The organism is Xylophilus rhododendri (assembly GCF_009906855.1).
Taxonomy (GTDB): domain Bacteria; phylum Pseudomonadota; class Gammaproteobacteria; order Burkholderiales; family Burkholderiaceae_C; genus Xylophilus; species Xylophilus rhododendri.
Genome location: NZ_CP047650.1, coordinates 4,385,334 through 4,404,413, shown reverse-complemented (window position 1 = coordinate 4,404,413; position 19,080 = coordinate 4,385,334). Strand labels below are relative to the sequence as shown.

Below are 19,080 nucleotides of genomic sequence, written 5' to 3'. Positions count from 1 at the left end.
CTTGACCAGAAGGCGCGTCCTCAGCGCTGCAGGCGCGCAACAGTCCGATGCGGCCACGATACGGAGCAAGCACAACCGCCTGCTCCGAGTTGCTCGCTCACATTCATGCACTGTATATTTGAACAGTGCTTTTTGTTGTTTACCAAACCCGCCATCACGGTCGCCCTCTGGCGCCCGAGCGCATTGCTGCGAGTCCGAGGAAGGGCCTTGTTCGCTTCGGCCAGGGCACGCGTGACCTGTATGCCCGCGGCGTGATGCTGGCGCGGCTGCTCGATCCAGCCGACCGCAAGACCGAGCTGATACCTCCGATCGAACAGGCGCGCGTCCACCGCGTCTTCGACTTCCTGCAGATCATCGGTATCGAGCATTACCGAGCCAGCGCCAAGGCGAAGGTTGACCGATGGGACCAGACGTGGATCTGCTGCCAAGACGAGGCCCAGGGCCACGAACTGATGCTGCGCATGCACCAGCGCATCCGGGAGGGCTATCGGCCCCATCTCACTTGGGTCGACTCCCCGGTGCAACGCCTCCGTCGCGACGAGCGCGCGGAGCGCGAAAACGCCGCCTTCCAGGCGGAGTTCGCAAACGACGACCCGCCCGACATCTTCAAATGACCATCACTGGAGCCTGCAATGCCGTGGATCCCCTTCCCCACCTTGCTGCGCACGCCGGATCTGCCGGAGACCACAGACGTGAGCATCATGGCCACCTCGCCGCCATAGAACAGTTTGTCTCTCGGTCAGCGCGATTCTTCCAGGAAGCGCAAAAATCTCTTTTTTAGCTAGCGTGTGACTGCTCCCGAGCATACTAGCCGGCGCCGTAGATCGATGGTAGGGTTAGCCTTGTTTGATGGCCATCACGCGTACATCTTGACAGGTTCTCCTATGCCCCCACATAGTTGGCTGCACATTGGAGCTTCAACCTTGGGAACATGCAGTTAGACCCCAACATCCCTGATGGATGCCCCTTCCCCGACCAGCCCCGCAACCAAATTACAAGAATATATATGTTGTGCAGCCAAATTGATCCAGATGACGATGGATTTCTAACATTCGCGGAACGCGATGAGCGACATTCTGCGGATCCGCGCGCCTCATGTCTTAGATTTGGTCTGTCAGTATTTCCATCCCTCGAATCCTGCGTTGAGCTGTTCGATAAGTATCCAAACGGCCGACACATTATATCTGCTGATTTTCACCCACATGACGGGGTCATTCAGCACACTGCAACGAAGAATTTTTCACAGCACCACACTTGGTGGCCATATGTGGGAATTGATCGATGCGCCAACTTCTCTTTTGTACCAGAGGATCTATATGTTGACCTGGAAGACTGAAGAATTATCACAATCAATCTTTGATTTTTCGGATGTTAAACCCGAGAAAATTTTTATTGAATTAGATCTGCCAATCTTATTCAGCTTTAACTCAAATGGCGTAGATTTCATCACCTACCTTAGCCACGAAAATTCTAAACAGGATTTTAGGCATTACATTATTGCAGCCACCGATACATCAACCATGGCGGCGCTTGAAAGCGGCGCAATAACGATTAGAGATGCTTTCAGCGGACCATTATTGTGGCATGCGATAACTAACAATAATGGACAGACGAAGCACTCCGCCTTGATTAAGGGTGCATTGAAAGCGGTACCGAAGAACTACCTACCCTCGAAACGGGCAAGGGTGCCGTCAGTAGCACCCACTCATAATGACGACCGAGAACGGTCAATTTCTATTACTTTGATTGAATACGGAGAAATAGCTCGCAAACGGCCGGGGGACGGTGAATTGCCTATGAACCAGTATTCATACGACATTCTTATTGCCGCAACCCCAAACGAAAACGAACTTGATTCGGAAAATTACAGCTTGTTAGCGCTTGCGGCTTAGAATGACTACCGAAATAAATTCAGAAAATTTACCAGTTTTCAATTCCCTACAAAGCGAGTTGCGGGAAATGAACGTAAGCAGCGTCATTGCGGGCAAAACTGTGCATTTCCAGCTTGTTGCAGATGAAATAAGCTATAAAACAACAAGCATACATATCAATAACTATTTTATTTTCCTAGTAACCACGGCGTCCTTGAAAGACAGCAAAAACAGGCTTGATCTAATTTCCCTGGTCAATGAAATTAACGTGCGCCTGCCAATGTGCAATTTCGAAATATTCAACGATTTGGTGAGGCTAAGGACGGCAGTCCCCTATTTCGAAGGAAAAATTAATAAACAAGAATTAATAAATCATATAACTTGGATGCGGTTTTCAATAACCAAATACGCGACAACAATAGCCGCCCTTCGTGACGACTTAATCACGATAGATCAGGCAATCGCCAAAACAACTGCGCCCACAAGCTGACAACCCGTTAGTTACACCAGCAAGCTGGCCCGCACCAGCGGGCTCGGCCCGACCGGTGAGGGCTTCATTGAGGCGTAGGCCGTCCCATGGCTCGGTCGGCAAGGTAAGCCTCAAGCGCACTAACACGCAGTGCCATTAACCGCATGAGCTCCGCGCTCTCATCCGCCGTCGGTGCACGCCCCTCCAGCTTTGCAACGGCGCGCTGGTGATCGCCGTAGCAGCTCAATCAACGGATATAGGCGGGGCTTGTTTTGGTTTGCATCCTGCGTTTTTAGTTTGACGCCATAGCTGCCAGCGTACTACTTCTGGATGGCCATAACGTAGTCCTGCAGCGCCCTGATCTTCACTTGGTCGGCAGCGATGGCGGCCTTGAGATCGAGAACAAGCTGTCCACCAGCTGCGGCGAGTTCGACGGGGGCTGCATCGTCCAAGCCGGCGGCGCCGGCGGCCGCGGGCACGTCACCGCCACCGGCAGGGCATCGCGCGGCGATGACGCGCACGCGCTCAGCACCAGAGGCAACAGGAGCGCGGTGAGAGTCGATTTCGGCTTTTGCATTGGATAGCTCCTGGGTTCGGGTGATGTCGGACGCTGCGACAGCGGCGGCCTGGGTCTCGTGCTTCTCGTTGATCTGCCGCTGGGCGGTGCTGCCGGCCATGGCTGTGCGGGCTTCGAACTGCGCCAGGTTCTTTTCGGCCACCTGCAGGCGCACGTACAGCACGCCCGAGATGGCGATCAGGCCGCCGACGATCCACAGGCAGGCCGGCGGCGACACCTTGGCGATGAGATTGAGCGGGTTCATGCCATCACCGCCTTCCCGATGGCCACAGCCTCGGCGGCAGACTTGCCCAAAAACAGCGCCCGCTCGGCGGCACGGCGCCGCTTCAGCCCCAGCATCACCTGGCCGTTGGCCTTGTTCCAGGGCAAGAACCAATCCGCCGCCGTCTCGGGCCGCAGGAGGTTGAAGAAGCGCAACGCCGAGCTGCCACGGAAGTTGGCCAGCCCGATGTTGTAGGCCAGGCTGACCATCGCATCGAACTGTCGCTGCGTGGGCTCGTTCTGCAGGGCATCCTCGACACCCGGTTCGAATTCCCGCGTCAGGCGGTCGGCGAACATCTGATCAGCCTGCTGCTGGGTGATGACCATGCCGGGGCCGATGCCGGGCCCGGTGGTGCCCCAGCCGATCGTCCAGGGCTTGCCACCCGTGGCTGGATCCGGATAGGCGGCCAGGCGGCAGCCCTCGAAGGCGTGCATCACGATGATGCCGTCGGCAGACGTCTTCATGGCGCACCTCCTGCGTCCGGCGTGGCCACCACCGGCGGCGCATCGGCAGCACCGCCGCGCAGCTTCTGGCTGGCATTGGCGATCGCATCCGTTGCGAACCGGTCCACTACCCCGAACCACCGGCCGCGCGAGTAGCCTGCGGCCACCACCAGCAGCACCCGCAGATCCCGGGCGATCGGCGGCAGCGTGACGACGGTCAGCGAGCCCGCCCAGGAGTTGTAGCCCTGGATCAGCATGTAGACAACCGCGCCGCCGAATAGCGCGACGATCAGATCCTTCATGAGCAGCACCGCCACGTTGCCTACCAGGGCGCGCGGCGAGATCATGGTGAGGATCGTGCGCGCCGCGCCGCCCAGCAGGCCGGAGGCGGCCGCGAAGAGCAGGCTCATCCAGTCGAAGGCGAGGATGTCCTGGGCGTAGGTGCTGCTGGCCCAGGTCAGCGTGCTGTAGCCCGCCAGCCAGGCGATCAGGGCCAGATTAATCGTGGGGCGCATACATCACCTCCCGCAGCTGCTGCGAGTTCACAGAAAAGGCGTAGATGCCGGCGATGCAGAGCGTGGCCAGGGCGCGGATGCCGTAGGCCCATTCCAGGCCGCCCACGTCCATCGGGATAGCCAGGTTGGCCAGCACGATCCAGGTGACCGATGCCCCGAGCGCTGAGAAGGTGGCCGCGATGCGGTAGCCCTTCTGGTCCAGAAGGTCCGGCCGGAAGAGCAGCGTCCAGAGGTGCGGCAGCATCGAGGCGAAGCACAGCCCGAACGCGCCGGTGATGCACCACTCCGACGGCGCCGTGCTGGCCACCTTGGCGATCATGGCGCCCGGCACGGTGTAGACGTAGTAGAGCGGCTCGACCAGCAGCAGCAGGAAGATCACCGCGATGAAGATGGCCTGCACCCGCACCTCGGCGCGGTCCTGATTGCGCACGAAGCTGGGCGCCTGGGCCACGTAGCGGCGCAGATCTTCGGCGGTGTGGAGCATGGCCACACCGAGCACGCTGGTGGCGACCGCGGCGACGATGCGGCGCCAGGCGGCCCGGAAGGTCGGGAATTCGAGGTGGCGCATTACATGCCTCCCGCAGCGACGAAGAGCGCATCGAGATCGGCTTTGGCCAGCGCCAGCGCGGCGCCCAGCGTGGCCACCAGCGGCGAGGCCCGCTCCACGCTGCTGGCGAACTCCCACTCGATCTGCGCGGCCGTACGCTGAGGCTCGGCCAGGGCCTCGATCGCCGCCGCCACATCCGCCAGGCGGCCGGCGTGCAGCAGGGCGAGCCGGGCCTGCCGCGGCGTGACGGCCGCCGGCACCGCCGGGCCGATGGGCGCCTCGGGTGCAGCCTCGGCGACGTTGCCCTCCTCCACCCACTCCAGGTAGGCGAGGTAGTCGGTATTGCCCTGGTCGGCCGGGATGAGCGCGCCATCGGCCAGGCGGATGACGGAATCGGTCTGGGTGCGTTGGTACATGACTTAAAGCTCCGCGCTGGCCGCCCAATAGAGCGAGAGGCTGAAATTCCCCGGGTTCACGTCGTGCGTGCAGAACACCGAGGCGCTGCTGGTGGTGGTGGATGTGAAAGCGTTCGACTGCACGTTGGCCGAGCTGGAGGCGGCGAGCTGGGTCATGGTCGGCACGGCGCGTTTGGTGACCTTGAACTGGGCCTCGCCGTAGGCCTGCGCCCCCACGCCGCCGGAGGGATAGGCGCCGCCGAGCAGCAGCTTGCCGGTCTCGTAGTAGCGCTGGCACAGCGCAAGTTCGATTCCGAGGGCGCGGCGTTCGAAAGGCGTTGGCGCCGATGCCAGCTCCAGCTGAACGCGACCCAGGCTGCCCGTCGAAAACTGAAACCCGATCGAGCCGCCGCCAGGGACGTTCGAAAGAATGTAAGGACTGCTCGCGTAGCTCGTGCCGCCCAGGTACAGCTGCGCAGAGCCCTCCCAGCTCACGCAATAGGTGCCAGGCTCGACGCTCCCGGCCTCCACCACTTGGACGAGCGCACCGGAGGTGATGTTGAGATCGGTGTCCGTGCCGTTGGGTGCAGTCGTGTACTGGCAGCCGGCGGACCCCGCCTTCCAGCGGTCATGCCCGTACTGCCCCGCCGCCAACGTGACACCGGTGCCCATGCCACGCTGATTGATCGCGAAGTTCCCGTTGATGAACTTGTTTCGCCCGCCAATGCCCAGCGACTGCTGCACGGTCAGCTTCGAGGTCATCTCGCCGAGGATGTCTCGGTTGGCGGCGAGCCAAGCCCTGCTGAGGCTCTTGGCCGTTGCGGGCAGCAGCGGCCCGGCGGGAAACAGTGCTGCATCGGTTGGAAGTGCCATCGTAGGCTCCTTGTTCAAGTAGTTGCGTCTTCGTAGCCGTGGACCACGGCGGATGCCCGGCCCGCGACTGCGGCGCCGGTTGCGTCGAGAAGCTCGACCAGAGGGCCGAGCGCGGGATTGCGGTCGCGATAGCGGGAGGTGACAGCCGCGCCGCCGTCGGCAGCGACCGCCGGGATCACGCTGGTGATGGAGATCCAGTTGCGAGCGGGCTGGCCGGCAGAAGGCGCCAGGCGGGTCCCACCGAGGCCGATCACCTGCTCGCCGAACACCTGGGTGACCAGCGGCATGACCAGGTGGGCCCGAAAGACTGAGACGCTGCCTTCCTGCGGTCCGCCAGCGACCGAGACGCGGAACAAGACCCCCTGCCCTCGCACGCTGACGAGTTCGCCAAGCCAGGGTTGCCAGTCGCCCAGCACGCCCCAATACCCGCCGTCGCCGCTCCAGAAGTCGGCTGAGGCCTGTCCGTCAGCTCCTGCCCAGAAGTCCCCGACCGTGCCGCCATCGAAGCGGTAGTCCACCTGCGTGCGGCTACCCGTCGTGGCGACATCGAGCGTGATGTTTCCGCCGCCGTACGCCGGCGAGAAACGCCCCACCAGCGCCAGAGGCAGATAGGCCGAGCCGCCCCAAAAGTCGCTCGCACCGTCGCGCACCCAGAAGTCCGCGCCGATCGCCCAGTAGTCCGCCGAAGGGTCGCCTGCAGCCGTGCCTGTTCCCAGATCGGCCACCTGGATGGCCTGCGAGACATCCGGCTGGCCAAAGTCCTGCGTGTCCCAGCCAGGGGCGCCGACGTTGCCGGAGGTGTCCACCGCGGCCACCATCACCGTCTGCACCCCGTAGAGGCGCTGCGGGTAAGGCCAAGGGCTGTCGGTCACCAGACCGGTGTGCAGCGGAACGCCCAAGGACCACTGCGCCACTGTGCCGGGCAGCGCCCGCACCAGGTAGCCGTCCAGGTCCGGCACCACGGCCCGGGAGATCTCGGAGAAGAACACCCGGTCGATGGACAGCTCGACGGTGTCCACCTGCGGCGGCGGCTCGGTCTTGCCCACCACCGTGTGCACCCGGATCGCCCAGGGCCCCGGCACACCCAGCGTGTTGACGAAACGGTCGCGCAGGAGAATGGCCGCGCCCTCCTCGATGCCCGTCAGGTAGGAGCTGGTTGCAGACCCGGGCAACTCGGCGGGCTGCCAGTCAGCTTCGGTAGCGGCTGCGTAGCGCCACTGCAGCTGTACCTTGCCGCCCTGCTGCACATCGAAAGGTGCCGCCTGCCACTGCACGAACACGCGCACGATGACCGTGCTGCCCTGCCTGGCCAGCGCCGCGGTGCCGCTCTTGACGTCGACAAAAACCGGTTGCGCCGGCGGCAGGAATGGGTCCGGCAGCGTCGTGTTCGGAGCCTGATCGGTGCTCGCGTCTTCCCATCGGTCGTAGTAGCCGGGCTCGTCCTCGACCAGCTGCAGCGCCACCGGCGCCGCGGTGGAGAACGCCCAGTCCTGCACCCGGAAGTTCTTGTTGGTGAAGGCGTAAATCCCGCTGGTCAACGTCACCCGATCGCCAGGCTGCAGCCTCCACGCCGACATCTTGGGCGTGGCCTTGACGACCATCCCGCCGCGGCTGATCTCGGTCTTGATGCATCCGAGAACCTGGGCGCGGATGCTGCTGCCGACAAAAGCCAGGCTCAGGTCCTGGAACTTGTCCCGGCCATCGGCAGCCAGGTAGGAACCGTTCTGGTACGGCGGGAAGTCCTCCGAGACGCCGAGGCCGGACGCATTGATGTAGGTGCCGCGGGCGCCGTTGTAGCGCTGGGCGCCGGTATTGCAGGCCTGCGATACCTCCAGTGGGGCGAGCATGTCGTCATCGGTCAGGGTCATGACCGGCGTGCTCCAGGCGCCGGCGTCGATCCGCCACACGCCGCCCGACTCGTGGCTGCTGCCGGCCATCGTGTCTTCGATCTGCTGGCGGGTGGTTTCGCGGTCCTGGTCGGTGGTGAAGCTGCCGTCGCAGAGGTAGAAGGCCGGGCTTGCACCGAAGAGGTACTCGTCCGCGTAGTTGTCCACGGCATAGCCGGCGACATCGCAGGCATTCGCCGATGCAACGGCCTGCGCGATATCGATCTGCTCAGGCGTGGAGCCGTAGCCGTAGTCCGCGCGCAGGAAGTCCGCCAGGCACAGAGCGGGGTTGCGCCGAAAGGCCGTCTCGCCGGTGCGGTAGTCGTAGAGCTTCTTGCCGCGCAGGCGGGCGGTCACCGTCGGCGGGCCGCTCTGGAACTGCTGGAAGGACAGGTCCAGGCTCAGCACGATGTAGGTGAAGCCGCTGAGCCGGTGCTGCGCCGTCCACTGGGTGGGCAGGAGCGACATCAGCAAGGCATCGGCCGTGTCCACGCCGCCGGGAGACAGGTGCTTCTGGATGTTGACATAGGGCCGCACGGTGCGGGCTCGATAGGTCACCGCGGCGGTGTAGCCGGGGATGCTGGACAGCAGCATGGAGCCCTCCGGCGCAGCCGATACAACGCTCACCACGAGGTTCAGCGAGGCCGACACGGCCAGGATCTCCAGCACCTCGATGCCGGCCATGTAGGCATAGCCGTCGGCGTTGAAGGTCAGCGGGACCGTGCCGGTCACGTCGGTCGCGTTCCCGACGAAAGTCCCAGTGGTGGCCCAGCCGTCGCTGCGCAGTGGGCCGACCGCTACACCGTTCAGGTAGACCTCCTCGATGGCGTCGCACTCATGGGCGGCGAAGACGCACACCATGTGTCGAAGGTCCTGGTTCGCGCCCGAGGTCAGCACCGCGACGATCGCGCAGCCCACGGGCGCGGGCCGGCCGTAGACGACGCGCCACGGGGCCTCGGCGCTCAGGATATTGGTGGTCCGGTCCGACAGCCCATCCAGCGCGGCCTGCCGCTGCGCGGAGGCGAGCTGTCGCGCCTTGCGGCGGCTGGTTACGGCATTGAAGAGGCCGTAACCCGTCACCGCGATCAGGGCGGCGTTCGAAACCACCCAAGCGGCGGCGGTGCCGCCAATGACCGGCGCCAGCGTTGCCACCAGCGTGATCGGGTCTGCATGCGCAGCAATGGGCAGTACAGACAGGCCCAGCAAAAGCATCACACGCGCCATGCCGCCTCCGCGTCTGTGATCGCTAGGAACAGAAGTCGGTCCGTACCGGCCGCTGCCAGGTGGCCGCCGGTGCAGATGGCAAATGCATAGCCGGAGGCCCTGCCGAACCGGCGGCCGGATCGCACCAGCACCACGTCGCCGCGCTGGGCCATCAGGCCGGGCAGCGCCGGGCCCATGGCTTTGACGCCAGCCTCGACGAAGCCGCCCAGGTCGCGCAGCCGGCGCATGGCCTGCAGGGGCGAGTCGAGGCCGCGCAGATCCGCCATCGGATCGCGGCCGGTGGCGGCCAGCACCCAGTCCGCCGCGAACGTGCAGCAGTCGTGCGAGCCCCAGGCGAACACACGACCCCGGCGCTCATGGAGGAAGGTATCGAGCATGCTCATCCCGCGAGGTATTGCTGCTGGGCCTTGGTGAGCCACACGAACGGCGTGCCGATTAGCGACGCGACCTGTTCGAAGCCGCGCTCGCCCGGGTGCCGGGCCTGGTGTTGCGCGTTATTCATGCGCAGGGCGGCGGGGTTCAGCCGCGGGTTGTAGGAGGCGGTCAGGCACTCCATCACCACCTTGCCGGTGGCATCAGCGCTGCCGTCGCCGCGCTCAATGCGTGGGCGGTCCATCACGCCAGCGAAGCGCAGGATGGGCGCGCCGACGATCTGGAGCGTGGAGGCATCCAGCAGCGCGACCCAGACGCGCACGGGGCGGTCCTGGTAGTTGCTGGTGTTGCCAAGGGCAAGCGCGAGGTTTGCTTCGGCGACATGCGAGAGGGTCAAGTCCAGTTTTTCTGCTGCACCGTCCTCGGACTCATGCAGCTGGCCCACCTCGCCGAGGAAGCCCAGGCCCTTCCACGTCTGGCCCATCGCCGGGACATCGACCGGGAATGTGGTGAGGCGCAGGGTGCCAGAGACGAATTGCATCTCCACCAGGTTGAGCAGGCCATGCGTCGGGCCAGCCGCGGTAGCGTCCCATTCGGGGGTGGTGATGGCCGTCATTCCCAGGACTCCATGAGGTCCAGCGAGAAACCGCCCTGGAAGCCCTGGGAGGAGCTCCACCCGCGGGCAGTGCCGGTCTGCCGCATGAGACAGGTTGGGCGGTCCCACACAACCGCAGCACCGGCTTGGACTGCAATGCGCAAAGGCTGCACGAACTGAACGTACGCATTGCCAGCCCCATCGGCTGCCGTGTCAGCCTGGACATGCAGCAGCTGACGGGCAGGACCTGCAGCGTCTTGCCCTACGCCGATCCAATCCCCCTCCAACAGAGTGCGGTAGACCTGATCGCCACCCATCGCGACCCACATCCCCATAGCGCCTGGGAGAGCGCCGGACTGAGCGACCCAGTTCCCACGCGCCGTGCCCCGAGGAACATGATTGAGCAGATCGCTCACCGCGAGTTGGTTGACCCGGCCCTGCAGCGACAGCACAAGGCGGCGCCACGCTGCGGCGGCCGGCGCCTCCAAGAGCTGCTCGGCCGTGAGTCCGCACGTCCAACGCGGCGGCGCAAGTACCCGGTGCTGCTGCGCGCCTGTGTCGCCAGAACCGAACGAGAGGTCGAACCGTTGTTCACCGAACTGCTGGCCCATCACCTGCAGACCGAATTCGGACGGAAAAGTGATGATGCTCATCCCGCGACCACTCCCATGCGCTGCAACTGCTTCATGAATTGCTTGTTGTTCTCGGCCAGCGCCCTTTGGGTTGAAGCCTCTACGGCTGCTCGATCCGTTCGGCTGTCGATGTTGATCACCGGCGCATACGTGATTGCTGCTGATGCGGTTCCGGAAGGAGGTGCCGAAATAACCGAAGTAGACGCAAACGAGGTATCGACCGCGCCTCCGTCCGCATAGCCACGACGGCCGAGGCGCATGGCCTCTACGACCTGCATACCGCCGGCACGCGCTACGTCGGCCTGGCTCCAGACATTCTCGCCAGCGTGCACGATGCCGACGGCTTTGTACTTGCCGCCCGGTGGCGTCGGGCCGCCCTCGGCATATCCGTAGTCGGCGAACTCGATCATGTTGGCCGCGCCGCCTGGGTTCGAATCCACCGTGCTGCCGCCGAGGCCCAGCATCTTCAGCAGGCCGGCGAACCCGCCAGCTCCTTTCATGAGCGATGTGGCCTCGGTGCGCAGTTGGATCCGCACAAGGTCCGCGATGATCGAATTGGCCAAGCCGGTGAACGACAGCTTGCCGGTGGTGGCGAAGGTCACCAGAGCGTCTTCCAGGCCAGTAAAGGCGTTGGAGAATGCCGTCTCGGTGAGACCCGCTACGTTCGCGCCGGCTTCGGAGTACCGGTTGAAGGCCCGCTCGGCGCCCGTGGCCCAGTCGCCCTGCCGGTCTTGCAGCGTCCCCCAGTACCGGTCGAAGGACTGGATCGACTTTTTCTGGAACTCGTCGATCAGGTCGAGTTGATCCTGGAACTGCTTGGTCTGATCGGACGTCAGCACGCCGCCGCCGGCCGACGTCGCGATCGCACGGGCGTTTTGTGCGTCGCGCCGCTGCTGGTCGTACTTGTCGTCGATCTGGTTGCGGCCCGAAAGATAAGCCGCGGTGGTGTCGCCCTGCGTGAGGCCCTGCAGCGTCCGGTTCTGCGAGCGCTCCTGAGTGGCCAGGTAGCCCTCGGAAGCCTGGCGCAGCGAGAGATAGGCCGATGCCTTGGCGGCCAGGGACGCCGTCTCCTGCAGGTCGAGCACCTTCTTCCGGCCTGCCGCGTCGGCCTGAACCGTTTCGATTTTGAGCAGGTTGTTCTGGATGTCGCGCTGCAGCTCGACGCGGCGCGCACCGGTGGCCTTTTCCTTCTCGTATCGGCCGTTCTCCGACTCCATCTCGTCGACCTTGGCCTCGGTGGTCAGGTCGATGTAGTGCCGCTTCTGGTCGTAGTAGTCCTTCTCGCCGATCAGGCCGGCCGAACGCTGGGCGTCGAGCAGCTGCTCGCCGCGGGCGTACTCTGCCAGGTACTTGTCCATCGACCGCTTGAAGGAGTCGATGTCGATGCCGACCTCTTGGCGCTCCAGGGAAGCAGCGCCGGCCGTCGATGGCTTCTTGTCCTTGTACTTGTCGTTTATGTTGGCGACTTCGACGACCAGGGCATCCTGGATAGCCTTGACGGCCTTCTGGTCGTCGAGCTGCTTTTTGATGAGCACGCCGGCTCGGATTTCAGCCTTCTCGATTTCCTCAGCGCGTTTCTGGGCTTGGGTCTGCCGGGCATCCTGCTGGAGGTAGGCCTTGGTTTCGTCGGCGATCGCCTTTTGGTCGCGGTCATAGGACGCCTGGCTGCCGCGGCTCGGGTACTGAGCCTCGATGGGCCCCATCTGCGAGAAGGCGGCAAACTCGACGCGGGCCTGCTTCAGCTTGTCGATCCACTTCTGCAGATCGTCCATCTTGACCTTGACGTCGATGCCCTGGGCGGCCTGCGCCTGCAGGTCTTTCAGCCGCTGCTCGTTCAGCTTGATGGCTTCCGAGTTGACCGCCATGTTCTTCGTCAGGCGCTCCCCCGGGTCGGTCATGTCGTTGTAGGCGCCGACCATGGCGAAGAGCTGACCGACAAAGCCGGCGCCGTTGGCCCGAGCCTTCTCCATCGAAATGGAGATGTAATCGATCGATGCCGCGCCCTTGGCCATGCCCGAAGCGAGCGCGCTGCTGATGCCGGAATCTCCGACGTTCTGCTTGAGTCGATCCCAGGCGTTGCTCATCCGGTTGCTGGAAGCCTCCAGCCTCTGGGCGGCGCTTTCGGACGCGGTGCCGATGTTGTCGTTCAGCGCGGCTGCGAACTTTGGCAAGAAGTCGCCGGCGACCACCTGGCCCTGCTCGAGCATCTTCCCGAGTTCGCCGGTAGTGACATTCATCGCCTTGGCGGCGATCTGGAACGCGCCCGGCAAGCGTTCGCCGAGCTGGCCACGCAGCTCCTCCGACTGGACGGTGCCCTTGCTGATCATCTGCTGGAGCGCCAGCAGCACACCGCTGGATTGGTCCGCACTGAGGCCCATCACCGCGGCCGACTTGGCGACGGACTCGAAGACGTCGCGCGCGGCTTTGCCTTCGAGCGTCGTACCGCGCGCCGCAGCGGCGAACTTGCCATAGGCGTCGGCAGTCGAGGCGAACTCGAGGCCCAGGCCGTTGGTGACCTTGCGGAGGTACTCGATCTCAGTGGCAGACCTCCCGCCCGAGGCGAAGTCGAGATTGACCCGCAGGTTTTGGGCCGAGACACTGGCCTTGAACAGTGCCTCCCCGGCAGCGATTGCGCCCTGCACCACCGAGCCGCCGAGATAGCTGGCCACGCCGGTGGCCATCAGGTTGCGGAAGGAGTCCGAGGTCTCGTTTGCGCCAGCGCTCGCACGTTTGGTGCCGGTGGCGGCTTTGTCGCCAGCCTTGTCGATAGCGTCGGCGAACTTGTTGGCGGACTGCTCGGCGCGCGAGGCGGCGGCGGTCAGCTTGTCGAGTTCGCTGGAGGCGGTGGTGACAGGCCGGCTGTCGACGGCCAAGCCCAGGGTTGCGATGTCCATCCCGGTCCTTCAATCTCGCAGCAGGTTGCGGATGTGCTTTGCGACGCTCACGCGGCGCTCAGGCGTTGGCTTGTTGATCCAGGGTGGTGGCCGCAGGGGGTCAGATGCCCGCTGCAGCTCTGCGAGGTATTCGGCGGATAGGCGCAACACCAGCCGGAACTCCCACCGGGTCAGGTAGGTGGCCGTGCCCTGCTGCCAGGCGCGAAGTTCGGTGGCCGTGAGCGGCACAGGCCCCATGCCGGACGGCTGCGTCGGGCCGGCGTCCATCAGGATGGCCGTGAGCTCCGGTAGCGGGTCGGGCGGGAGTTCCGGCTGGTCGCCCTTGGCGAGGATTCGAGAGAGCCGGCTTTCGGGCTCCAACCCTTTGGGCGCGTTCTTGATCTCGAGCGCGGCGCGCAGCCAGGCGAGCTGCCTGACGTGGAGCGCCAGGTCGCGCTCTACGAGGGCAAAAAATTGGACTCGTTCTCCAGCGCCTGCATGATCGCCGTGCGCCAGGCCGCGCGCTTCTCCAGCGCCTTGCGGGCTAGTGCCGGGTCGAACGGCGCCTCGGTGCTCTGGTCGGTGAAGCCGAACCAGCCAACTGTCACGGCGGCCGCCAGCCTGATCTCGTTCTCGATGCTGATGCCGACCAGCTCCGCCGCGCCTTCATCGGTGCGGGTGTCGATAAGCTTGCCGGCCAGCGCGCGGCGCTTGACGCTCTCGATGCGCATGCGCTTCTCGCACTCGATGAACTGCGGGCTGTCCTTGCCGACGATGATGAAGCCGACCTTCGGCTCGCCCAGCGCGGACTGAAGGAATGGGACGCGGAACGTGGTTTCGGCGCCGTTCAGCAGGGCGATGTCGTAGCTATCCATGGGAATTCTTTCACGGAGAAGTGGAAATGCCCGTGCCTAGCCACCGCGCTCCGCGAAGAGCGACAGCAGCCGGGCCGGTGTAGGGGTGCGGGCGAATGCCCGGTGATCAGGTGGCCAGCTTTTCGACGATGCCGACGCCGGTGGACGACGTGGTCAGCGAGAGCTGCACGGTGGCGGCGCGGATCGAATCCACGTTCGGCGCCGACTTGCTGAAGCTCAGCACGCGCGCCTGGAAGTAGTCGATGTCGCCCCCCTGGTACATGACCTGGAAGGAGAACGGCGCATCGGAAGCCAGCGCCGTCTTGAGCAGGACCTGGCCAGGATCCGCGGGGCTGATGGCCAGCTGGATCGTCTTGGTCCCTTCGTCGAAGGAGCCCTTGAACTTCTGGGTCGAGCGATTGCCGATCGGCTTGTGGGTCACTTCGGCGTAGGTACGCCCGTGGGAGCCGCCATCGGTGATCTCGCCGATGTTGGAGAACGTCAGAGCGGTGTAGCCGGCGGCGTCGAAGGTTGCGGGCGCGGCCGCCGAAATGCCGATCTTGGTGCCGGCGACGGTTTCAACTGCGGAGGGCATGGTGCTTGCCTTTCAAAGGAGGCCCGCGAGGGCATAAAAAAGCCCGCCGGGCACGATGCCGAGCGGGCTGTGGCTGCCCTCGCGGGCAGGGTTCTTTCAGGCGTCGGAGCCGGTCGAAGCCTCGGCGATGGCCTTGGCCTCGGTCTTGGTGATCTGCTTGGCGTAGCAGCCGTCGATCAGGAATTTGACGCGGTCTTTGTCTTCGACTTCGAACGTGGCGCCGGCGGCAAAGTCGCCCTCGGGGCTGGTGAATGCGTGCAGAGCTTGGAGCTGGGTGGTCATGGTGGTGGTCCTCAAACGGTGTCGACTTGGTAGCGGCAGGAAACAGGGATGACCTGGCGGTCGTCCTCGGAAATGGCGGCAGCGGCGCTCATGGGCTTCATCACCAGGATCCGCAGCCCGGCGCGCACGGCCGGCACTGCCACTGAAAACAGCGCGTCGAGCGCAGGGATAAAGGCTTCGGCCGCGGTGGATTCGACGTCGCGCGCCAGCACGATGGAGACCTGGAACACGCCGCGGTACTGCCGGTGATTGCCGGCCAGCGTGAGGCTGTCGGTCATGGCCGGGATCAGGAAGCAGCGCAGGTATGTCGGGGCGGGGCTGCCGAATACGGCCGCAGGCGGTGTGAAAGCCTGGTTCTGGAAAGCGATGGCCAGCGGCGGCACCTGGGTGGCGGCCCATGCTGCAAGGCGCGCTTCGAACTCGGCGCGGATGACGGCATTGCTCATGAGGCGATGGCCTTCCGAAGGTAGGTGCCGTACTCGGCCGTCGTGGTGCGCACCATGCCGGCCGGAGCCTGCTTGGACCAGCCATATTCCAGGCGCTGAGCATAGGGAAGCGAGTTGGTGAGGTAGAGCACGCCTCCAGCCTTCACCGTGGCGATGGAAGCCGCCAAGCGGGTCAGCGCGGCCGCACCGCTGGGGTCGTTGGCCGAATCGATGGCCAGATTCACGGACCCAACTCCAATCTGCCAGTTGTTCTTGAAGCGCCCGCTATCGACGGGCGACTTGATGACCAGCGCGGAGCCAAGGTCGAAGGCGACCTTGCGGACGACAGTGTCCATGCCCAGTTTCGTTTTCGAAGCAAACAAGGCGATCTGCGCGGCGAAGGTCATCAGGCGCCCCGGACCTGCACGTCGTGCAGCACTATGGTTCCGTCCGGCGCCAGCGGCCGCGAAGCGATCACCAGCAGCACCGTGCCGTCGGCGAGCCGCAGCTGGTCGCCCGACACGGGAGCCGTACCCAGGTCCGGCGCCACGTAGACGCGGCGATCACCCCACTTGATGCGGCTGCCGTCGATGTCGCGCTGGGCGTAGTCGAGGGCCACGCCGGCAGCGGAGAAGCGCAGGCCGCCGCGCGCCAGGGCGATCTCCTGGCCGAGTTCTTCCAACAGCTCTACCGCCGTTGCCGCCAGGTCATCGTAGAAGTCGCTCATGACGTGCGCTCCGCGTAGGCTTCCATCAGGCGCTGCGAGATGGCCTGGATCGAATAGGCCTCGAACTCGGCAGAGGGCTGGTCCTCACCGATGTCCAGCAGGAACCGCTGCCAGATGTGGACTGCCTCATGGACCAGCATGGCGGCGACTTGGATGCCGGTCGTGTCAGCCCGCGGGCGGACGCACACGATGCAGACTAGGCACCCTTTCGGGTTGGTCAGCCAGTGCACGGTCGCGTCCGACTGGTCGTTGCGGATCCAGGCTGGCTGGTCGGCAACGGCGACGGTGCAACGCTTCATTGCGCGCCGGAACTCGACCTCCGACAGGCACAACGTCAGGTACGGCCCGACGATCAGGCTTCGATCGAGCCAGCCCTTCACGCTCGCACCACCCGCACCATGCCGCCCGACGTGGCAAAGAACGGCGCTAGCATGCCCTCGACCGCGCCGTAGCGTGTCGTCTGCCGGCTGCCGGCGGCGTACTCCTTCTCGATGGGGCCGACCTTCACGCGGGTGGCCAGCGGCTTCACGTCCGGCGCCAGGCTGCTGCTGGTCGCAGCCTTCAGCGCCAACTCAGCACAGGCCCGCTGCACCGCCACCGGCACGCTGTCGATCGGGTAGTAGGCCGGCAGGGAACCGTAGCCGCCCGGCGCGTCGGGCATGGGCACCCATGCTCGCGGCCAGGACAGCGCCTGGGTGGACGTGACGCGGGTGCCGGCCCAGCGCATGCGGTAGGCCTGCTCCATGAAGGCAGTGGCGCGGCGCAGGCGCTGCTCCTGCACATCGGGGGCGAGATCGGCCCAGGCTGTATTGCCTATCGAGGAGTGGTAGGCCGTGGCGTCAGCCAGGCTGACGAAGGAGTCTGCAGCCGGATTGCCGGCGCCGGTATCGACGGTGAGGGGCATGGCGGTCAACCCAGGCCATCCAGGAAAGCGCTAAGTTGACCGCAGCCAACGACGTCGATCTCGCCCGCAGCGACTTGCGCTTGCAGATACGGGATGAGAATGTCCATGTCTTGCGCCCACATACCGCCGCCGCCAATAGGGTTGGCGGCATCGGGCACCGGCAGCGCCCCCGTGTAAGCCGTGACGCCATGCACGAAATTCTTCAGGATGCCGCCGGTGGCCTTCGCAGCCTCGACGTAGTTGATATAGACGGTCGGGCCGTTGTATCCCCGCGCCGGCATGTGCATCGGAGTGTCGAAGCCAGCAGGACCAGCCGTGAAGACGTTCGCACGCGAATTGCCATCGTCGCCGCGCCGGATATTGAACTGAGCCGCCACCTTGCGCATCAGGGCAGCGGGGCCGGAACTCTTACCGATGGTGCTGAACGTGTCGGCGCCACGAATCCAGCCCTTGCTGGCGATCCAGGCGGCGGCCAAGCCCATCTCAGAGCGCAGCAGGGCCTCGGTGCTAGAGCCGTTCAGCGACGTGCGGGATTGCGAGCCGTTGTAGATGTCGGCTCCGGCGTCATACAACGACTTGAGAGTAGCGACGATGCTTGTGGTCCGCGCAGACGGAAGCGAGGTGGCGCGCACCGATGCGCCCAGGCCAGCATTGAGCCAGCGCAGCACGTTGGCCGGAGACTCGGCGAATTCGGCCAGCTCGAATTCGAGGCAGATTTGCGGCTTGACGATGGTCGGGGTCCATGCGCCGATCACATCAATCGACGTGTTGATGGGAGTGTTCTGGCCCCAGATGCGGATGTAGGTGATGTTCGACGTGAAATCCCAGAAAGGCGTAGCCGACTCGTCGGTGGACGAGATGGAGCTGTAGCGCTGAGCCAGATCACTCGGGGCGTGGTTCGGGTTCCACAGGCGGAGCGTGGTAATCCCGCCCTTGAAGGCAGATGCATTGAACTTGAAGCGCCGGCGGCCACCATCAGCGCCGCCGACCACGATGTCGATGCCGTTGCCCACCGCTTCCGGCGGCACGCGCAGCACGACATCCAGGAAGAAATTTCCCCGATAAGTGGGCGGCGCAATCGGGGTGGGCAGGGTGTAGAGGCAGTCGATGCCGCCGGCAACCGTGGCCGTCAGGCGGCACACGGGGCCGGACTGGCTGCCGATCTCGCCGACGATGCACTGGGCGTCTCCGGTGTACGCCAGATTGGTGTAGTTGCCGGATGCGGCGGGAGCGCCAGAGCTGCCGGTCGGCGCGGGAATCCAGACGCATTGACCGCGCTGGATGATCTTGTCGTTGGGCGCCATGTACCGCGCGAAGGTTGTGCCGTCTTCGGCGTATTCCGTGATGACCGGATTGCCTTGGCGCAGGCCGCCCTGGCGCGCCGCCTTGGTAATTCGGGCCGCCACTGCCACATCCGCCTGAGTGAGCACACTGGCGGCAATCCCCGCCCTTGCCGCTGCCAGGGCCTGGGCGTCGGTGTAGCCAGCGCCGCCCCCGCCCGCATCAGCTTGTCCCTGCGTGACCTCGACGGCGCCCACGAGCGACGTGACCTTAAATTGGCAGGTGCCCAGGTAAGGGCCGAGGGTCGTGCTGGCCCCCGCCGAAACGGTCGTCTTCTCGACCACACCGGGACCAGTGGTGCGCTCGATCAACGCCAGGCCGCCAGCGGGCGCGGCCACCATGAGCGTTGCGCCCGCGCGCAGCGTATTGGTGAAGGGGGAGCCGGTATTGATCGTGGGCATGGGTGGACTTTCGGATT

Annotated in this window: 24 protein-coding genes; 3 read left to right on the top strand and 21 right to left on the bottom strand. The window is 64.6% G+C overall.

All coding sequences use genetic code 11. The features are described from left to right. Positions 1-125: 125 nt before the first annotated feature. The 3 genes from GT347_RS20400 to GT347_RS20390 all read left to right on the top strand — a co-directional run bounded on the left by GT347_RS20400 (position 126) and on the right by GT347_RS20390 (position 2,361). Complete coding sequence (locus tag GT347_RS20400) at positions 126-614, top strand: hypothetical protein (RefSeq protein ID WP_160553944.1); 489 nt, start codon at positions 126-128, stop codon at positions 612-614. 450 nt (positions 615-1,064) lie between these two features. After that, a complete protein-coding gene (locus GT347_RS20395) occupies positions 1,065-1,892 on the top strand; it encodes a hypothetical protein (RefSeq protein WP_160553943.1) in 828 nt (275 codons plus the stop codon). A gap of 1 nt (position 1,893) precedes the next feature. Further along, entirely contained in the window at positions 1,894-2,361 is a 468-nt protein-coding gene (locus GT347_RS20390; RefSeq protein ID WP_160553942.1) for a hypothetical protein, read from the top strand. Positions 2,362-2,660: 299 nt separating this feature from the next. On the opposite strand, the gene GT347_RS27650 is transcribed toward GT347_RS20390, so the two are convergent. The 21 genes from GT347_RS27650 to GT347_RS20285 all read right to left on the bottom strand — a co-directional run bounded on the left by GT347_RS27650 (position 2,661) and on the right by GT347_RS20285 (position 19,063). Continuing rightward, the gene (locus GT347_RS27650) at positions 2,661-3,161 is read right to left on the bottom strand and encodes a lysis system i-spanin subunit Rz (RefSeq protein WP_229722405.1); all 501 of its coding nucleotides are present in this window, start codon (positions 3,159-3,161) and stop codon (positions 2,661-2,663) included. After that, positions 3,158-3,643 carry a lysozyme gene (locus GT347_RS20380; RefSeq protein ID WP_160553940.1) on the bottom strand — a complete coding sequence of 162 codons (486 nt, stop codon included), beginning with the start codon at positions 3,641-3,643 and terminating at the stop codon, positions 3,158-3,160. The genes GT347_RS27650 and GT347_RS20380 overlap by 4 nt, the downstream gene beginning before the upstream one ends. After that, a complete protein-coding gene (locus tag GT347_RS20375; protein ID WP_160553939.1) occupies positions 3,640-4,137 on the bottom strand; it encodes a hypothetical protein in 498 nt (165 codons plus the stop codon). The genes GT347_RS20380 and GT347_RS20375 overlap by 4 nt, the downstream gene beginning before the upstream one ends. Further along, the gene (locus tag GT347_RS20370; RefSeq protein ID WP_160553938.1) at positions 4,121-4,705 is read right to left on the bottom strand and encodes a hypothetical protein; all 585 of its coding nucleotides are present in this window, start codon (positions 4,703-4,705) and stop codon (positions 4,121-4,123) included. Before GT347_RS20370 ends, GT347_RS20375 begins: the two co-directional genes overlap by 17 nt. Then, the gene (locus GT347_RS20365; RefSeq protein WP_160553937.1) at positions 4,705-5,100 is read right to left on the bottom strand and encodes a hypothetical protein; all 396 of its coding nucleotides are present in this window, start codon (positions 5,098-5,100) and stop codon (positions 4,705-4,707) included. Before GT347_RS20365 ends, GT347_RS20370 begins: the two co-directional genes overlap by 1 nt. Before the next feature lie 3 nt (positions 5,101-5,103). Beyond that, on the bottom strand, positions 5,104-5,952 hold the full coding sequence (locus tag GT347_RS20360; protein ID WP_160553936.1) for a hypothetical protein: 849 nt from the start codon (positions 5,950-5,952) through the stop codon (positions 5,104-5,106). 14 nt (positions 5,953-5,966) lie between these two features. Beyond that, positions 5,967-9,062, bottom strand: a complete 3,096-nt coding sequence (locus GT347_RS20355) for a phage tail protein (protein ID WP_160553935.1) — start codon at positions 9,060-9,062, stop codon at positions 5,967-5,969. Then, positions 9,050-9,445, bottom strand: a complete 396-nt coding sequence (locus GT347_RS20350) for a DUF6950 family protein (protein ID WP_160553934.1) — start codon at positions 9,443-9,445, stop codon at positions 9,050-9,052. The genes GT347_RS20355 and GT347_RS20350 overlap by 13 nt, the downstream gene beginning before the upstream one ends. Further along, entirely contained in the window at positions 9,442-10,050 is a 609-nt protein-coding gene (locus GT347_RS20345) for a hypothetical protein (RefSeq protein WP_160553933.1), read from the bottom strand. The genes GT347_RS20350 and GT347_RS20345 overlap by 4 nt, the downstream gene beginning before the upstream one ends. Continuing rightward, on the bottom strand, positions 10,047-10,682 hold the full coding sequence (locus tag GT347_RS20340) for a hypothetical protein (RefSeq protein WP_160553932.1): 636 nt from the start codon (positions 10,680-10,682) through the stop codon (positions 10,047-10,049). The genes GT347_RS20345 and GT347_RS20340 overlap by 4 nt, the downstream gene beginning before the upstream one ends. After that, positions 10,679-13,555, bottom strand: coding sequence for a phage tail tape measure protein (locus GT347_RS20335; protein WP_160553931.1), 2,877 nt, complete (start codon positions 13,553-13,555; stop codon positions 10,679-10,681). Before GT347_RS20335 ends, GT347_RS20340 begins: the two co-directional genes overlap by 4 nt. Before the next feature lie 9 nt (positions 13,556-13,564). Beyond that, entirely contained in the window at positions 13,565-13,915 is a 351-nt protein-coding gene (locus GT347_RS20330; RefSeq protein WP_160553930.1) for a hypothetical protein, read from the bottom strand. A gap of 77 nt (positions 13,916-13,992) precedes the next feature. Then, positions 13,993-14,409 (bottom strand): hypothetical protein, encoded by a 417-nt coding sequence (locus GT347_RS20325; protein ID WP_160553929.1) that lies wholly within the window; start codon positions 14,407-14,409, stop codon positions 13,993-13,995. Between the two features lie 106 nt (positions 14,410-14,515). Next, a complete protein-coding gene (locus tag GT347_RS20320) occupies positions 14,516-14,983 on the bottom strand; it encodes a phage tail tube protein (protein ID WP_160553928.1) in 468 nt (155 codons plus the stop codon). A gap of 96 nt (positions 14,984-15,079) precedes the next feature. Beyond that, the gene (locus GT347_RS20315) at positions 15,080-15,265 is read right to left on the bottom strand and encodes a hypothetical protein (RefSeq protein WP_160553927.1); all 186 of its coding nucleotides are present in this window, start codon (positions 15,263-15,265) and stop codon (positions 15,080-15,082) included. 11 nt (positions 15,266-15,276) lie between these two features. Continuing rightward, complete coding sequence (locus GT347_RS20310; protein ID WP_160553926.1) at positions 15,277-15,711, bottom strand: phage tail terminator-like protein; 435 nt, start codon at positions 15,709-15,711, stop codon at positions 15,277-15,279. Further along, positions 15,708-16,097 carry an HK97 gp10 family phage protein gene (locus GT347_RS20305; protein ID WP_160553925.1) on the bottom strand — a complete coding sequence of 130 codons (390 nt, stop codon included), beginning with the start codon at positions 16,095-16,097 and terminating at the stop codon, positions 15,708-15,710. The genes GT347_RS20310 and GT347_RS20305 overlap by 4 nt, the downstream gene beginning before the upstream one ends. Beyond that, positions 16,097-16,417 (bottom strand): hypothetical protein, encoded by a 321-nt coding sequence (locus GT347_RS20300; protein WP_160553924.1) that lies wholly within the window; start codon positions 16,415-16,417, stop codon positions 16,097-16,099. Before GT347_RS20300 ends, GT347_RS20305 begins: the two co-directional genes overlap by 1 nt. Beyond that, complete coding sequence (locus GT347_RS20295; protein ID WP_160553923.1) at positions 16,414-16,797, bottom strand: hypothetical protein; 384 nt, start codon at positions 16,795-16,797, stop codon at positions 16,414-16,416. Before GT347_RS20295 ends, GT347_RS20300 begins: the two co-directional genes overlap by 4 nt. After that, positions 16,794-17,321, bottom strand: coding sequence for a DnaT-like ssDNA-binding protein (locus GT347_RS20290; RefSeq protein ID WP_160553922.1), 528 nt, complete (start codon positions 17,319-17,321; stop codon positions 16,794-16,796). The genes GT347_RS20295 and GT347_RS20290 overlap by 4 nt, the downstream gene beginning before the upstream one ends. 5 nt (positions 17,322-17,326) lie before the next feature. Continuing rightward, the gene (locus GT347_RS20285) at positions 17,327-19,063 is read right to left on the bottom strand and encodes a hypothetical protein (protein ID WP_160553921.1); all 1,737 of its coding nucleotides are present in this window, start codon (positions 19,061-19,063) and stop codon (positions 17,327-17,329) included. Positions 19,064-19,080: the final 17 nt, after the last annotated feature.

What these genes read in the sequence shown, in the direction of transcription:
- GT347_RS20390 (WP_160553942.1), top strand. Translation starts at nt 1,894, where the DNA reads ATGACTACCGAAATAAATTCAGAAAATTTACCAGTTTTCAATTCCCTA.
- GT347_RS20290 (WP_160553922.1), bottom strand. Translation starts at nt 17,321, where the DNA reads ATGCCCCTCACCGTCGATACCGGCGCCGGCAATCCGGCTGCAGACTCC.
- GT347_RS20395 (WP_160553943.1), top strand. Translation starts at nt 1,065, where the DNA reads ATGAGCGACATTCTGCGGATCCGCGCGCCTCATGTCTTAGATTTGGTC.
- GT347_RS20310 (WP_160553926.1), bottom strand. Translation starts at nt 15,711, where the DNA reads ATGAGCAATGCCGTCATCCGCGCCGAGTTCGAAGCGCGCCTTGCAGCA.
- GT347_RS20285 (WP_160553921.1), bottom strand. Translation starts at nt 19,063, where the DNA reads ATGCCCACGATCAATACCGGCTCCCCCTTCACCAATACGCTGCGCGCG.
- GT347_RS20300 (WP_160553924.1), bottom strand. Translation starts at nt 16,417, where the DNA reads ATGAGCGACTTCTACGATGACCTGGCGGCAACGGCGGTAGAGCTGTTG.
- GT347_RS20360 (WP_160553936.1), bottom strand. Translation starts at nt 5,952, where the DNA reads ATGGCACTTCCAACCGATGCAGCACTGTTTCCCGCCGGGCCGCTGCTG.
- GT347_RS20380 (WP_160553940.1), bottom strand. Translation starts at nt 3,643, where the DNA reads ATGAAGACGTCTGCCGACGGCATCATCGTGATGCACGCCTTCGAGGGC.
- GT347_RS20355 (WP_160553935.1), bottom strand. Translation starts at nt 9,062, where the DNA reads ATGGCGCGTGTGATGCTTTTGCTGGGCCTGTCTGTACTGCCCATTGCT.
- GT347_RS20320 (WP_160553928.1), bottom strand. Translation starts at nt 14,983, where the DNA reads ATGCCCTCCGCAGTTGAAACCGTCGCCGGCACCAAGATCGGCATTTCG.
- GT347_RS20305 (WP_160553925.1), bottom strand. Translation starts at nt 16,097, where the DNA reads ATGACCTTCGCCGCGCAGATCGCCTTGTTTGCTTCGAAAACGAAACTG.
- GT347_RS27650 (WP_229722405.1), bottom strand. Translation starts at nt 3,161, where the DNA reads ATGAACCCGCTCAATCTCATCGCCAAGGTGTCGCCGCCGGCCTGCCTG.
- GT347_RS20340 (WP_160553932.1), bottom strand. Translation starts at nt 10,682, where the DNA reads ATGAGCATCATCACTTTTCCGTCCGAATTCGGTCTGCAGGTGATGGGC.
- GT347_RS20315 (WP_160553927.1), bottom strand. Translation starts at nt 15,265, where the DNA reads ATGACCACCCAGCTCCAAGCTCTGCACGCATTCACCAGCCCCGAGGGC.
- GT347_RS20365 (WP_160553937.1), bottom strand. Translation starts at nt 5,100, where the DNA reads ATGTACCAACGCACCCAGACCGATTCCGTCATCCGCCTGGCCGATGGC.
- GT347_RS20350 (WP_160553934.1), bottom strand. Translation starts at nt 9,445, where the DNA reads ATGAGCATGCTCGATACCTTCCTCCATGAGCGCCGGGGTCGTGTGTTC.
- GT347_RS20345 (WP_160553933.1), bottom strand. Translation starts at nt 10,050, where the DNA reads ATGACGGCCATCACCACCCCCGAATGGGACGCTACCGCGGCTGGCCCG.
- GT347_RS20370 (WP_160553938.1), bottom strand. Translation starts at nt 4,705, where the DNA reads ATGCGCCACCTCGAATTCCCGACCTTCCGGGCCGCCTGGCGCCGCATC.
- GT347_RS20325 (WP_160553929.1), bottom strand. Translation starts at nt 14,409, where the DNA reads ATGGATAGCTACGACATCGCCCTGCTGAACGGCGCCGAAACCACGTTC.
- GT347_RS20375 (WP_160553939.1), bottom strand. Translation starts at nt 4,137, where the DNA reads ATGCGCCCCACGATTAATCTGGCCCTGATCGCCTGGCTGGCGGGCTAC.
- GT347_RS20335 (WP_160553931.1), bottom strand. Translation starts at nt 13,555, where the DNA reads ATGGACATCGCAACCCTGGGCTTGGCCGTCGACAGCCGGCCTGTCACC.